This window comes from Enterococcus massiliensis, from assembly GCF_001050095.1.
Taxonomy (GTDB): Bacteria; Bacillota; Bacilli; order Lactobacillales; family Enterococcaceae; genus Enterococcus_C; species Enterococcus_C songbeiensis.
Map to the genome: position 1 here is coordinate 214,759 of NZ_CVRN01000006.1, position 12,481 is coordinate 227,239.

Below are 12,481 nucleotides of genomic sequence, written 5' to 3' on the forward strand. Positions count from 1 at the left end.
TCCTTAAAAAAGTTTAGAGAAATTTTGCTGAAACCCATAAGTCAACCGATGATAATCTGTTCTGTAGGGTATTCGTAGCTCAAGTCCCGGGTTTCTTTTGGCACGAAAAGCAGGAGGGTGTAAAGCATACCGATTCGTCCAATAAACATTAAAATTGCGATAATGATTTTACCGGTGGCAGAAAGATCGGCAGTAATGCCCAAAGACAATCCGGTGGTTCCAAAAGCGGAGGTCACCTCGACGATGATTGCAATCAAGGGCTGATCTTCAATTGCGGAAAGAAAAAGCACGCTGAAAAAACACATCCCGAGAGAAAGCATAAAGACCACCACGGATTTTCGCACATCTGCCTCACTGATTCGTCGACCGAAAATGTTGATATGATCTTCACTTTTCAGAAAAGAATAAAGATATAAACCGATGATTGCAACCGTCGTCGTTCGAATTCCTCCTCCTACTGAACTGGGACTACAGCCAATAAACATCAAAAGAGAAAAAATAATCAAGGTGGTTACTTGAAATTGGTTCAGATCGTGAATCTGCAAGCCAGCATTACGGGTGGTCATGGAGTAGAAAAAACTGTTGATCCATTTGCCGCTAAGAGACATGTCCGCAAACAGATGATTGTTTTCCAAAAGATAGATCAAAAGCGCTCCACCAAGAAATAAAATGACGAATGCCAGTACCGCGATTTTTGTAAACAAGGAGAAGCGAAAAGGCAGCATTCCTTTGCGTTTCTTTCTTCGATACTGCAACCATTCGCGAAAATCCATCAGGACAGGAAACCCGATTCCACCGAGAAAAATCAAAATCATAATCATCGTTAGAAAAAAATAATCTTTTGCGAAAGGGCGAATTGATTCACCGGTCACATCAAAGCCGGAGTTGGTCACTGCGGAAACCGCTTGATAAAAGCCGTAAAAAATCGCATCTCGCCAATGGGTGTAATATCCCCTAACATAAAAGTAAATGGAAAATAATGTTCCAAAAATTCCTTGCGCTGCCAACAAAATAATAAAGGTGATACGAATCAAACGCACAATTCCGCTGAGTCGTGGCTGATTCATATCAGTCATGATCAACTGCCGCTGTTTCAAAGAAATCCTACGTTTGGATACAATGAAAAAGAAGGTGGAAATCATCATGATCCCTAAGCCGCCTACTTGAAACAAAATTTCCAAAAGCAAGATGCCGCGATCGTTAAAGACGCTGTTGATATTAAATGTCGTTAACCCCGTCACACTGACAGTGCTGATCGCCATAAAGAGCATATCAATGAAGGAAGCTTCTGCTCCCGGTTGGCGAAAGACCGGCAAATAAAATAAAATCAAGGATAACACCGTCATAATCAAATAATACGAGACGATAATCTGGATGGAAGATACATTATTTGCAAGAAAAAAACGGCCCTTACGAAGAGAAAGCCGAAAAAAGCGTCGGATGTCCATGAAATTCTCCTAACTTAAAATTCGATACCTTCAGTATAGCAAATTTAATGAAAATACGGTATTTTTCCTTCGGTTAGCAAAAACCAGACTTTTTTCAATAATTATCAATAATCTTAAAAAAAACCTTATCTTTTGAACACAATTTATTCATACTTTCCAGCTATTCTATAGATATACCAACAAACAACCCAAAACACTTTTCATTTTTAACTCCTTCCCCGTTCTTGAAAAAGGACGGGGCCCTTTTTTTCACGTCATATCTTTTGATAATGGCGTGTTTTTTTGTATCCTTTTTTTGGGAGACGACTATAATAGGAGGAAAAAGAAAAGAAAGAGGGAAACGATGGAGAGTGTCTTAGTAGTTTTAAGAGGGATTTCTGGTAGCGGAAAAACAACGATTGCTAAATCTCTTCAAGAAAAATTAGGAGCTAGAACCATGTTGATTTCGCAAGATGTTATACGCCGAGAAATTTTGAAAGTTCGCGACACAGAAAATAATCCATCTGTTGAATTGATCCGGCAAATGGCTGAATATGGAAAAACAGTTAGCCCAGTTGTCATTATTGAAGGGATTTTAGTCAATAGGCGTTACCAATCCATGCTGTTTTCCTTGATTGAATCTTTTCAAGGGAATGCATTGGTTTATTATTTTGATTTGAGTTTTTCTGAAACGGTAAAACGTCATAAAACAAAACCAAATAAAGAGGAATTTGGCGAGGAACAGCTACAAAAATGGTGGAATGAAAAAGATTTTCTAGGAGTGACTAATGCGGTTTTACTCACTGACCATCAAAAGAAAGAGAACATCATCAAACAGATTTTAGGTGATTTAGCTGTTTATACAAAAATAAATGATTGATCTTTAGTATAAAAAATTCCCTTTATTTACAACTAGTTAAGAATGGAGGATGTCTATGATTGAAATAAAAGTAAATGTGGTAATAACTCCTAAGCAAATTGCTGCCGTCTATCAAGAGGCTGAATTTGATAAATCGATTGAAAATGAAATGCGGCTTAAAAAAATGCTGACGGAGACACCGTTGACAATCAGTGCATGGGAAAAGGAAGAGCTGATTGGCTTTGTCCGATGTTTGACTGACTTTGAATATTTTTGTTATATCAGTGATTTGGTGATTCTTCCTGAATACCAAGGGAAAAAAATCGGCAGCCGATTGTTAGCGGAGGTACAGGAGTATTTGGGAAATCGAGTATTGCTGACTTTGCGATCAGAAGAAACAGCACAAGGATTTTATCAAAAAATTGGGTATGAAAAAACGGATGCGATGTTTCGAATCCATCGGGAGAGATAACATGTTGATTATTGAGAAAAATAAAACCATTTCTATTGAAGAAATGAGTGCAGTTTTTAAAAATTCCGGTATCCGACGTCCGATTCACGACAAACAACGGTTGAAACGAATGCGAGATAATGCCACTATCTTGTATACAGCTTGGCAAGATGGACAAATTGTAGGACTTTTAAGAGGCGTCTCCGATGGTTCATATTGCTGCTTTATTTCTGATTTGGCCGTGGATAAAAGCTATCAGCGACAAGGTATCGGAAAAAAGTTAATGACAGCATTAAAGCAAGACTTGGGTCCAAAGATTTCTCTTGTTTTACTGGCGGCACCTGAGGCGATGGCGTATTATCCTAAACTCGGTTTTGAGCAGGTGACTGCTGCCTTCAAAGTACCGCGAAAGTATTAGAAAAAGCTAACTAAGAAAAAGAATGGAGGGAAAGTAATGGAGTTAGCAGCTTATGAAGCAACATTGCCGGAAAAATGGCGGGACAGTTATTTCAGCTTAAAGGAAAGCCTTCTCACCAATCTTCCAGAAGGTTTTGAATTGATAATGCAATACGGAATGCCAACGTTTGTCGTTCCTCTCAGTACATTTCCACAAGGGTATTTGGGACGTAAAAATGAGCCGTTGCCTTTTCTTTCTTTAGCGGCGCAAAAAAATCATTTGGCCCTTTATCACATGGGGTTGATGGGTAACAAAGAACTGCTGACCTGGTTTCAAACCAAGTATGCAGAAGCTGTACCAACAAAGCTAAACATGGGCAAAAGTTGTATTCGCTTTACAAATACGAAACATATTCCTTATAAGCTGATAGGAGAATTGGCGCAAAAAATAACTGTAACAGAGTGGATTGAAGCCTACATGAGGTATCAGAAAAAATAAAAAGAACGCTGACCTTGAGAGAATTTTAGATCAGCCTTTTTCTAATCAAACAATTTATCCGATTCAAAGGTATGGGTTAACTCATTCCAGAACATCTGATATTCAAAGTTTTTTCCCTCCAGAACCAGTTGAAGCCTTTTTTTAATATCTGATTTGATTTCTAAATTAGGAATCTCAGCTACATCAAACCACTGACACGCACCTTCTGCTCCAGTTGGAATCAATTCACCGGTAAAATCCGTACATAAGTAGTCTAAAAAAATAAATTGCTCCCGCTTGATTTCATTGATAAATCCAGAAACGCCCTTCAAGGTGATACTTTTTGCCACAAGCCCGGTTTCTTCCTTTAATTCACGGATGGCAGAATCGGTAAAGGTTTCAGGAAATTCAACTTTCCCTCCCGGTGGAACAAAACCAGAAAAATCACCTTTGTTTCGTTCAATCAACAAAACCTGCTGCTCTTTTTTTACAACCACTGTATTCCAAAATCTAAAATGAATTCCTTCGGTCAAACGAAGCCCTCCTTTTTTTGATATTATAACCGAACCTATCCATCCACGAAAGAAGTTGCAACGTTCTTTTTTATTTTCAAATTTTATTTTTCGGTGTCTTTTGTTATGATAGGAAAGACTAAAAATAAAAGAGGTTATTTCAAAAATGGTAAAAAAATACGCAAAAACATTTCAGATAAATTATCCTGATAGTGATGCTTTCCAACAAATCAAACTTTCCCGATTGTTTGATCTTTGCACCATTGTTTCTTATGAACATAGCAATGTGATTGGAATCGATACGGCATATCTTGATCGCTTGGGAGTAAATTGGATCATCAATGAAGCTGAATGCAGCTTCGAAAAATTTCCAAAATACAATGATACGATTACGATTGAAGTCTACGCAACCACCTACAATAAATTTTTTATCTACCGTAAATTTGAGATTTTTAACGAGACAAAGGAAATTATTGGAACAGTTTTTATGTCGCTATCCTTATTAAATCTGGAGAAGCGCAAGATTCATACGATTTCCGAAGAAGTCGGGGAAGCTTTTGGAGCAGAATTTTCAAAACGAATCCATCGTTTTGAACGAACAGACGGAACGCAATTACCGGAAGCACCAACCTATCAGATACTCCCAAAATACAGTCATCTAGACTATAATCAGCATGTATACAATGTCTTTTACTATGATTGGATGTTAGACAGCTTGCCATTAGAAATACTACGGGAAAATCAAATTAAAAAATTGACGATGCGCTTTGAAGAAGAAATCGCTAAAGATGAACCCATTGCGGTGTATCACGCCATCACAGAGGACAAACAGCTGACAACTATCACTGCAATAAAAGCCCAAGACAAAGAAAAAGCAATCGCCACGATTGTTTGGGAGACGAAGGACAAGCAATGAGTTCTCGCTGAAAAAAAGCGGCAGAAGCAAAAGGAAGGAGGTTTTATCATGAAACTAGCGATTCTAGGATATTCCGGCAGTGGAAAGTCAACGTTGGCGCGGTTTATTTCTGAAAAAAGAAATCTTCCTCTCCTTCATCTTGACGCGGTCAATTTTGTTCAGGATTGGCAAGAGCGAGACAAAGAAGAAGCAAGAACAATTGTGAGGGATTTTTTAACAAAGAAAGACTGGCTCATTGAAGGCAATTACAATAACTTTTTGCAACAGGAGCGTTTAAAACAAGCGGATCAGATTTATATTTTGACCTTTTCAAGATGGAGCTCCTTACGAAGAATTCTTGCCCGGGGCATTAAATATCGAGGGAAAGTTCGTCCAGATATGGCAGCCGGCTGCATCGAAAAAGTAGATGCTGCTTTTTTATGGTGGGTGTTGTATGAAGGAAGAACAGCAGAAAAACGCAACCACTTTACAGCAATCAAGAACCAGTATCCGACAAAAACAATCCTCATAAAAAAACAACGGCAATTAGATAAAATCTATCAGCAATTTCAATCAAAGTGAATGCTGTCTTGCCCTTTCTCCCATCTACCTTGAATTTAGGACTGTAAAAAACTTCGATTTTCCGCTATAATACCAAAGGAAAGCGGAGGGCGGAATATGGCACAATTATTTTTTAAATACGGTACAATGAACAGTGGAAAGACAATTGAAATTTTGAAGGTTGCTCATAATTACGAAGAACAAGACAAACCCGTGGTAATCATGACTAGCGGTGTCGATACACGTTCTGGAATCGGCAATGTATCCAGTCGCATTGGCTTGGAGCGAGAAGCGATTCCGATTTTTGAGGAAACCGATATTTTTCAAGTTATTTGCGATTTACCCTTCAAACCTTATTGTATTTTGATTGATGAAGCGCAATTTTTAATGAAAAAGCACGTGCTGGATTTTACAAAGGTAGTAGATGATCTGAATATTCCAGTCATGGCCTTTGGGTTAAAAAATGACTTCCGTAATGAGCTGTTTGAAGGCTCAAAATATTTGCTGCTGTATGCCGATAAAATTGAAGAAATGAAAACAATCTGTTGGTTTTGTCATAAAAAAGCCACTATGAATCTGCACTATATTGATGGAAAACCAATCTATGAAGGAGACCAAGTTCAAATTGGGGGCAATGAGGCCTATTACCCAGTTTGTCGTCACCATTATTTCCATCCTGAAATCAAATAAGAAGGAGAACAGGCATGTACGATCAATTGCAGGCGATTGAAGATCGCTACGAAGAATTAGGCGAACTATTGAGCGACCCAGCGGTAATTTCCGATACCAAGCGCTTCATGGAGCTTTCAAAAGAAGAAGCAAATACCCGTGAAACCGTGGAAGTTTATCGTCGCTACAAAGAAGTAGTCCAAGGAATCAAGGATACAGAAGAACTGCTAGGGGAAAGCTTGGACGCGGATATGGCTGAAATGGCGAAAGAAGAATTATCCGATCTAAAAAAAGAAAAAGAAGTTATCGAAGACCGCATCAAAATTTTATTGTTGCCAAAAGATCCCAATGATGACAAAAATATTATCATGGAAATCCGTGGTGCAGCAGGCGGCGATGAAGCAGCACTTTTTGCTGGTGATTTATTTACTATGTATCAAAAATATGCAGAAAGCCAAGGCTGGAAAGTTGAAGTCATGGATGCCAACATCACAGGAATCGGCGGGTACAAAGAAGTAATCATGATGATTTCCGGCAGCAACGTGTATTCAAAATTAAAATACGAAAGCGGTGCGCATCGGGTCCAACGGGTTCCTTCAACAGAATCGCAAGGACGTATTCACACCTCTACTGCAACCGTGGTCGTTATGCCGGAAGCAGAAGAAGTAGACGCGGAACTTGACGACAAAGATATCCGGATCGATATTTACCACGCATCCGGTGCTGGTGGACAGCACGTCAACAAAACGGCATCAGCGGTTCGACTGACCCATATTCCTACCGGTATCGTAGTTGCGATGCAGGACGAACGTTCACAATTAAAAAATCGGGAAAAAGCCATGAAAGTATTGCGGGCACGGGTATATGATCAAATTTCCCACGAAGCACAAAGCGAATACGATGCAACTCGTAAATCAGCTGTTGGAACTGGAGATCGCTCGGAACGGATTCGTACCTATAATTTTCCGCAAAATCGGGTGACCGATCATCGAATTGGCTTGACTATCCAAAAATTGGATCAAATTCTTGCAGGTAAATTAGATGAAATCGTTGATGCGTTGATTCTTTACGATCAAACCTCAAAATTGGAAGAAATTCAAAATGGTTAAAAAAACGTATCGAGAAGTCCTGAACCGGGCTTCTTCTTTTTTAGAATCTCAGGGAAAAGAAGGCTACGCCATTCAATTTTTGTTTTTGGAACGAAAAAAATGGACGAAAATGGACTGGTTACTGGCAATGAATCAAACAATTTCTACAGAAGAGGAAGAGCTGATCCAGCAAGATTTAACGGCATTGCTGGCAAATCATCCTCCGCATTATTTGTTGGGCTATGCGGATTTTTACGGACATCGCTTCAAAGTGACACCAGCAACACTGATTCCTCGACCAGAAACAGAAGAGCTGGTGGCGGAATGTTTGAAGGAAAGCGGGAAAGAAAAACAACTTGTTGTTGATGTAGGAACTGGAACAGGAGCCATTGCAATCAGTTTAAAGTTGGCTTGTCCTGACTGGCAAATGATTGCAGTTGATCTTTCTCCTGAAGCACTTACTGTGGCGAAAGAAAATGCAACAAATTTAGGTGCTGTGATCGATTTTCGTTTAGGGGATACCTTGGCACCTGTCGAAGAAAAAATAGATATTTTAATTTCCAATCCTCCATATATCAGTACCGAAGAATGGGGACTGATGGATGAAAGTGTTCGGACTTTCGAACCGAAAATGGCTTTGTTCGCCGAGGAAAACGGTTTGGCTCTCTACCAAAAAATTGCCGCAGAAGGAAAGAAAAAACTTCATCCAGAAGGCAAGATTTTTTTAGAAATCGGTTTTCAACAAGGACCCGCAGTTAAAAAGATTTTTGAGAAAGCTTTTCCAGAAAAGAAAGTGAAAATTCTTCAAGATATGTCTGGGAAAGATCGGATGATTTTTGTCTCCTAAAGGCCAACATGTGGAAAAAAATTTTTTTAAAATGTTTCACGTTAAAAAAACAGGTTAAGACTGGTAGTTACACAAGTTTAAAAGTTGTCAACAGGGTTATGCACACTTGACAAATTAGTTATCCACAAAATGTGAATAACTAATTGAGGAATGTTGAAAACTTAATCATTTTATTGAGAAAGGCTGTGAATAAACTGTGGAAACAAAATGCTATGAGTGGACGGATATTGCGGAAGCGGCACAAAAAATTAAAGATGGAGAACTAATTGCTTTTCCAACTGAAACGGTGTATGGACTGGGGGCTAACGCTCTTTTGCCAGAAGCTGTCCAGCAGGTTTTCAAAGTTAAAGGACGCCCTAGCGACAATCCACTGATCGTTCACGTGAAAGATTTTCAGCAAGTGCTTCCATTTGTGGATAAAATACATCCTTTAGCAGAAAAAATCGTTGAAATGTATTGGCCAGGTCCGTTAACGTTGATTTTTTCCATCAAAAAAGGACAGTTACCAACTGTTGTGACGGGAGGGTTATCCACAGCGGCATTTCGTATGCCTGCAAATAAAAAAACACTTTCATTGATTGAGCAGGCGGGTGTACCAATCGTTGGACCGAGCGCAAATACGTCAGGGAAACCCAGCCCCACTACTAGTGAACATGTTTTCCATGATCTGAAAGGGAAAATTGCAGGAATTTTAGAAGACGGAGCGACTGCCATTGGGGTTGAATCAACGGTACTTGATTTAAGTGATCCAACAACTTCACCGGTGATTTTGCGTCCGGGTGCGATCACGAAAGAAGAATTAGAAGCCAAGTTGCAGACAACGATTTTATTAGATAAGCATTTGGTTAAAGAATCGGAGACCCCGAAAGCACCAGGAATGAAATACAAACATTATTCACCGGATACACCAGTCATGATGGTAAAATCCGCAGACTGGCAAGCCGTTTTAGATTGGGTGAAGGACAAACAAATTCGTGCAGGAGTGATCGCTGGACCGCAAATTTCAGAAAAAATGCGTTATGAAGCTGCCGCAGTTTTTATGTTTCCGAAAGACACAGTTGAGGCTGCTGCAAAAGGTTTATTTGCCGGATTGCGGGCGTTGGATGAACCTCGCTTGGGATTAGATGTAATTTTTGTTGAAGTTTTTCCAGAAACCGGCTTGGGTGCTGCATACATGAATCGTTTAAAAAAAGCCGCTGCACAAACCTATTTTTCAGCAGCGACCAAATAAAAAAGTTCGAAAAACTGTCTCAAACTGGACAGTTTTTCGAACTTTTTTGTTACGCATCGTGATCGTGCGGTTGATTCTCTAAAATTTGTTCAATGCTTTCTCGTTCGCCCGCTAAAAAGTGGGGCAGATACAAAGGAATCTCTTCAAAAACCCTGCTTTGGTTTTCATAAGCCGAAGGATCAAGACTTCCTTCCTCCGTTGCAATTTCAATCAGCATTCGATTTGGTTCCCGGAAATAAAGGGAGGTAAAAAATTCGCGATGTTTGATACCAGAATTTAGGAAATTTCGTTGATTTAATTGTTCGTCCAATTCCCGCAGCCGTTTTTCATCTTTGACTCCGAAGGCAACATGATGGATGCCGCCAATACCCAGTTCTGCTAATGGGCTATGGATATCGTGGATCAAATGAACTTCTTGATAGAAAGTCGTCTCTTGATTATCCAAAATGGTGACTTCTGTATTTGTGTCAAAAAAAGTCGTTTGCTTTTGTTGGTGCCAACCTAAAAGATTCGTTAATTCTTTTTCTGTGGCGGCTGGGTATTGCCCACGCAGTTGGATTGCATCAATTCCCAAAATCGCATGTTCCACTGGTACGTCGGTATCTGCAAAGGGATAGAAATCATCGGCTTTTTCAAATTCTCTGAGTGGTGTGAGGGACATTTGTGTGTCATCCGGGGCTTCAAAACGCAAGAGTGGGCGACCATTGAACGTTTCGATACCGTAATGGCAAATGCCGGCAGCTTCCAATCGCGCCTCCCAGAAAGTCAGGGATTCTTCGGAGGGGACCTTCATAACTACCCGTTCGATATTATTGGTCCCAAATTTATGATCTTCCCCTTCACGGACTTCAAAAAAAGTCAGTTCTGTACCAATCCGTTCTTGGTTATCGGAAAAAAAGAGATGATACATGGTGTGATCATCTTGATTGATCGTTTTCATTAGTAATTTTAAGCCAAGTATATTATGATAAAAATCAAACGTCGGTTGAATAAATCGATTTAAAATGGAGATATGATGGATGCGTGCATTCATTTAAAAAATCCTTTCTCTTAGGAGGTTATTATGGAAAAATTTTTTCAACAAGGGCAAGATGACACGCTAGTCGTTGCCTTTCATGGAACCGGCGGCAATGAATACCAACTGCTGTCGACAATCGCGGCTTTATTTCCGGATGCCAGTGTACTGAGCTATTTGGGAACTGAAAAAACGGGTCAGGAACGTCGATTCTTTGCACAATTAGTCGATGGAAAATTGGATCGGGTTGATTTTGAAAAACGAGTGACAGAATTTCTTGAAGAAGAATGGCCAACCGTAACCAAAAAAGAACGAATCATTTTCATCGGTTATTCTAATGGTGCTAATTTTATTTTAGGCTTGTTGGAAAAGCAGCCTGAACTTGCTGATACGGTTATTTTACTTCATCCAAGTAATTTCGTCTATCAATTCGAAACGACAGCAGCTTCGACACAGCTTTTGTTGACAAGTGGTGCGCAAGATTCCATCAGCTTACCGGGAGAAGCGTTGGCATTGTCACAACAATTGGAAAAATCTTTTTCCAATGTTCATTTTCTATTGTTGGACGGTGACCATCAAGTCAGTGAAGATGAAATCAATCGTTTGAAAACCTATCTAAAGAAATAACATAAGGGAAAAGACTGTAGACAAAGCTGTGGGTTGGCTTAGGTCTACAGTCTTTTTAAGTTTGGGCGATGGGAAATGAATGAAGGAGAGGGTCTTGATTATTTTTGGAGTAGTGCTCGTTTTTTGATCCTAACTTGTCTTAGCTACAGATAAAAATTAATTGTCTATTTCCATTGAATCGTTATCGTATAGTGTCATATAAATAAAATTAATACTACTATTCAAAAAATCAAAAAAATATTTTAAAGAAAACGGTTTCGTGTTATGGTGGAATAAAAGGCAATGAGACGTTGCATCTAGTTTAGGATTATCTTCTGGTACATCAACTAAATACCTATACTTTAGCGTCGGAAGTGATAAGTTTTGGTTAGAATATAACTTATAAAATATCGGAAGGAGGATTGAAATGATAGTAGAAATAGCTATGGTCCTCAGTTATATTTTGGGTGTGGGAAAACTCATTCTAGGTATCTCTCTTTTTATCTTTATGATTAAAGTTTTAAATAGTTTAAAGGAAATAAAAGAAGAGTTAAAAAAACAAGCTAATGACACGAGTAATCATAAATAAAATTACTTTTTTAATTAGAAGATGGATGATTTTATGAGCAACGAAGCATATCAAGTAATCTTGCTTCGTTGCTTTTTGATTTTTTCACAATAATTCTCTATAGGTATAAATCAGTCGGGTTTATCCGGTTGATAAATGTTAAATAAATTCTTTAACCGGTTCACATAGTCCATTTTTACGTTGATTACTTGCAACATGAAAACCAGCTCTCCTTCTATCACGTAGAAAATCAACTCTCTTTTTTGGAAAATGCTCATTCTCAATGTTTTATCAGGAATATTTTTTGTCTGATGCATTCGTCAAAACGGATACCTGAATGAGGAAAAGTTTTTAAAATCTGCCTATTATCAAAAATATCTTTGATTTTTGTGAAATCAAACGGATTAATTAGTCAGGTGGACATTAAATGATAAAATAGAAGATATACAGTGTATTACTATTCTGATCGGAGGGAGAGGGCTATGGGGAACATAGTAAAAAAAATTGCTGCACTTTTTAGGTGGAGATTCATTTAATCGGAACGCAAATTCTGAATTGTATTTACGAGAACAAAATCTCAAACGTATTGAAAGGGAACGGGAACGAAAGGAAGACAAAAAAGAATAATTAGATCAAGGTTTCATTTTCCTAAAACTTATTTTTTGTTGATTTATGCAATAGGGTAAATAGTTTGTATCCCAGACGTATCACTCCATAAACAATGCTGATAATAAAAATAAATTTGAAAAAATTAAACATAAAAACTATGTTAAAAGCATATCTCATCCATAGAATCCAAAGGACTAGTGCTAGGATTATTTTTCCTTTTGTGCTTAATTTTCTGATAAGCATCCATTGCAAAAGGTCTTCATTTACTT

15 protein-coding genes are annotated in these 12,481 nt (G+C 38.6%); 12 read left to right on the forward strand and 3 right to left on the reverse strand.

The genetic code is table 11. The annotated features are described in order from the left end of the window. Positions 1-41: 41 nt before the first annotated feature. Entirely contained in the window at positions 42-1,448 is a 1,407-nt protein-coding gene (locus tag BN1875_RS05755; RefSeq protein ID WP_048603897.1) for a TrkH family potassium uptake protein, read from the reverse strand. A gap of 343 nt (positions 1,449-1,791) precedes the next feature. Between BN1875_RS05755 and BN1875_RS05760 the strand changes: the two genes are divergently transcribed. The 4 genes from BN1875_RS05760 to BN1875_RS05775 are packed head-to-tail and all read left to right on the forward strand — an operon-like array spanning position 1,792 to position 3,632. Continuing rightward, a complete protein-coding gene (locus tag BN1875_RS05760; RefSeq protein ID WP_048603898.1) occupies positions 1,792-2,307 on the forward strand; it encodes an AAA family ATPase in 516 nt (171 codons plus the stop codon). Positions 2,308-2,362: 55 nt separating this feature from the next. Next, on the forward strand, positions 2,363-2,758 hold the full coding sequence (locus BN1875_RS05765) for a GNAT family N-acetyltransferase (protein WP_048603899.1): 396 nt from the start codon (positions 2,363-2,365) through the stop codon (positions 2,756-2,758). A 1-nt stretch (position 2,759) separates the two neighbouring features. Further along, a complete protein-coding gene (locus tag BN1875_RS05770; RefSeq protein ID WP_048603900.1) occupies positions 2,760-3,155 on the forward strand; it encodes a GNAT family N-acetyltransferase in 396 nt (131 codons plus the stop codon). A gap of 36 nt (positions 3,156-3,191) precedes the next feature. Further along, positions 3,192-3,632, forward strand: a complete 441-nt coding sequence (locus BN1875_RS05775) for a DUF1801 domain-containing protein (RefSeq protein ID WP_048603901.1) — start codon at positions 3,192-3,194, stop codon at positions 3,630-3,632. Between the two features lie 41 nt (positions 3,633-3,673). Here BN1875_RS05775 and BN1875_RS05780 read toward each other — a convergent pair whose 3' ends face one another. Continuing rightward, the gene (locus tag BN1875_RS05780; RefSeq protein ID WP_048603902.1) at positions 3,674-4,144 is read right to left on the reverse strand and encodes an 8-oxo-dGTP diphosphatase; all 471 of its coding nucleotides are present in this window, start codon (positions 4,142-4,144) and stop codon (positions 3,674-3,676) included. A 145-nt stretch (positions 4,145-4,289) separates the two neighbouring features. Between BN1875_RS05780 and BN1875_RS05785 the strand changes: the two genes are divergently transcribed. The 6 genes from BN1875_RS05785 to BN1875_RS05810 all read left to right on the forward strand — a co-directional run bounded on the left by BN1875_RS05785 (position 4,290) and on the right by BN1875_RS05810 (position 9,414). Next, positions 4,290-5,039: an acyl-[acyl-carrier-protein] thioesterase gene (locus BN1875_RS05785; protein ID WP_048603903.1), complete on the forward strand. Its 750-nt coding sequence runs from the start codon at positions 4,290-4,292 to the stop codon at positions 5,037-5,039. 48 nt (positions 5,040-5,087) lie between these two features. Then, positions 5,088-5,600, forward strand: a complete 513-nt coding sequence (locus tag BN1875_RS05790; RefSeq protein ID WP_048603904.1) for a P-loop NTPase family protein — start codon at positions 5,088-5,090, stop codon at positions 5,598-5,600. Positions 5,601-5,696: 96 nt separating this feature from the next. Then, positions 5,697-6,269, forward strand: a complete 573-nt coding sequence (locus tag BN1875_RS05795) for a thymidine kinase (RefSeq protein ID WP_048603905.1) — start codon at positions 5,697-5,699, stop codon at positions 6,267-6,269. A gap of 14 nt (positions 6,270-6,283) precedes the next feature. Continuing rightward, positions 6,284-7,357 (forward strand): peptide chain release factor 1, encoded by a 1,074-nt coding sequence (gene prfA / locus BN1875_RS05800; protein ID WP_048603906.1) that lies wholly within the window; start codon positions 6,284-6,286, stop codon positions 7,355-7,357. Then, the gene (gene prmC, locus BN1875_RS05805) at positions 7,350-8,183 is read left to right on the forward strand and encodes a peptide chain release factor N(5)-glutamine methyltransferase (protein ID WP_048603907.1); all 834 of its coding nucleotides are present in this window, start codon (positions 7,350-7,352) and stop codon (positions 8,181-8,183) included. Before prfA ends, prmC begins: the two co-directional genes overlap by 8 nt. Before the next feature lie 196 nt (positions 8,184-8,379). After that, positions 8,380-9,414 carry an L-threonylcarbamoyladenylate synthase gene (locus BN1875_RS05810; protein ID WP_048603908.1) on the forward strand — a complete coding sequence of 345 codons (1,035 nt, stop codon included), beginning with the start codon at positions 8,380-8,382 and terminating at the stop codon, positions 9,412-9,414. 49 nt (positions 9,415-9,463) lie between these two features. On the opposite strand, the gene BN1875_RS05815 is transcribed toward BN1875_RS05810, so the two are convergent. Continuing rightward, positions 9,464-10,447: a VOC family protein gene (locus BN1875_RS05815; protein ID WP_048603909.1), complete on the reverse strand. Its 984-nt coding sequence runs from the start codon at positions 10,445-10,447 to the stop codon at positions 9,464-9,466. Positions 10,448-10,477: 30 nt separating this feature from the next. Here BN1875_RS05815 and BN1875_RS05820 point away from each other — a divergent pair, with 30 nt between their 5' ends. Both BN1875_RS05820 and BN1875_RS13625 read left to right on the forward strand, forming a co-directional pair. Beyond that, positions 10,478-11,056 carry an alpha/beta hydrolase gene (locus BN1875_RS05820; protein WP_048603910.1) on the forward strand — a complete coding sequence of 193 codons (579 nt, stop codon included), beginning with the start codon at positions 10,478-10,480 and terminating at the stop codon, positions 11,054-11,056. 406 nt (positions 11,057-11,462) lie between these two features. Beyond that, entirely contained in the window at positions 11,463-11,624 is a 162-nt protein-coding gene (locus tag BN1875_RS13625; protein WP_156171203.1) for a hypothetical protein, read from the forward strand. The last annotated feature ends 857 nt before the right edge of the window (positions 11,625-12,481 follow it).

Excerpts from the sequence above, each read along its gene's own strand:
- BN1875_RS05760 (WP_048603898.1), top strand. The coding sequence starts at position 1,792 with ATGGAGAGTGTCTTAGTAGTTTTAAGAGGGATTTCTGGTAGCGGAAAA.
- BN1875_RS05755 (WP_048603897.1), bottom strand. The coding sequence starts at position 1,448 with ATGGACATCCGACGCTTTTTTCGGCTTTCTCTTCGTAAGGGCCGTTTT.
- prmC (WP_048603907.1), top strand. The coding sequence starts at position 7,350 with ATGGTTAAAAAAACGTATCGAGAAGTCCTGAACCGGGCTTCTTCTTTT.
- BN1875_RS05795 (WP_048603905.1), top strand. The coding sequence starts at position 5,697 with ATGGCACAATTATTTTTTAAATACGGTACAATGAACAGTGGAAAGACA.
- BN1875_RS05785 (WP_048603903.1), top strand. The coding sequence starts at position 4,290 with ATGGTAAAAAAATACGCAAAAACATTTCAGATAAATTATCCTGATAGT.
- BN1875_RS05815 (WP_048603909.1), bottom strand. The coding sequence starts at position 10,447 with ATGAATGCACGCATCCATCATATCTCCATTTTAAATCGATTTATTCAA.
- BN1875_RS05820 (WP_048603910.1), top strand. The coding sequence starts at position 10,478 with ATGGAAAAATTTTTTCAACAAGGGCAAGATGACACGCTAGTCGTTGCC.
- BN1875_RS05770 (WP_048603900.1), top strand. The coding sequence starts at position 2,760 with ATGTTGATTATTGAGAAAAATAAAACCATTTCTATTGAAGAAATGAGT.
- BN1875_RS13625 (WP_156171203.1), top strand. The coding sequence starts at position 11,463 with ATGATAGTAGAAATAGCTATGGTCCTCAGTTATATTTTGGGTGTGGGA.
- BN1875_RS05790 (WP_048603904.1), top strand. The coding sequence starts at position 5,088 with ATGAAACTAGCGATTCTAGGATATTCCGGCAGTGGAAAGTCAACGTTG.
- BN1875_RS05765 (WP_048603899.1), top strand. The coding sequence starts at position 2,363 with ATGATTGAAATAAAAGTAAATGTGGTAATAACTCCTAAGCAAATTGCT.
- prfA (WP_048603906.1), top strand. The coding sequence starts at position 6,284 with ATGTACGATCAATTGCAGGCGATTGAAGATCGCTACGAAGAATTAGGC.
- BN1875_RS05775 (WP_048603901.1), top strand. The coding sequence starts at position 3,192 with ATGGAGTTAGCAGCTTATGAAGCAACATTGCCGGAAAAATGGCGGGAC.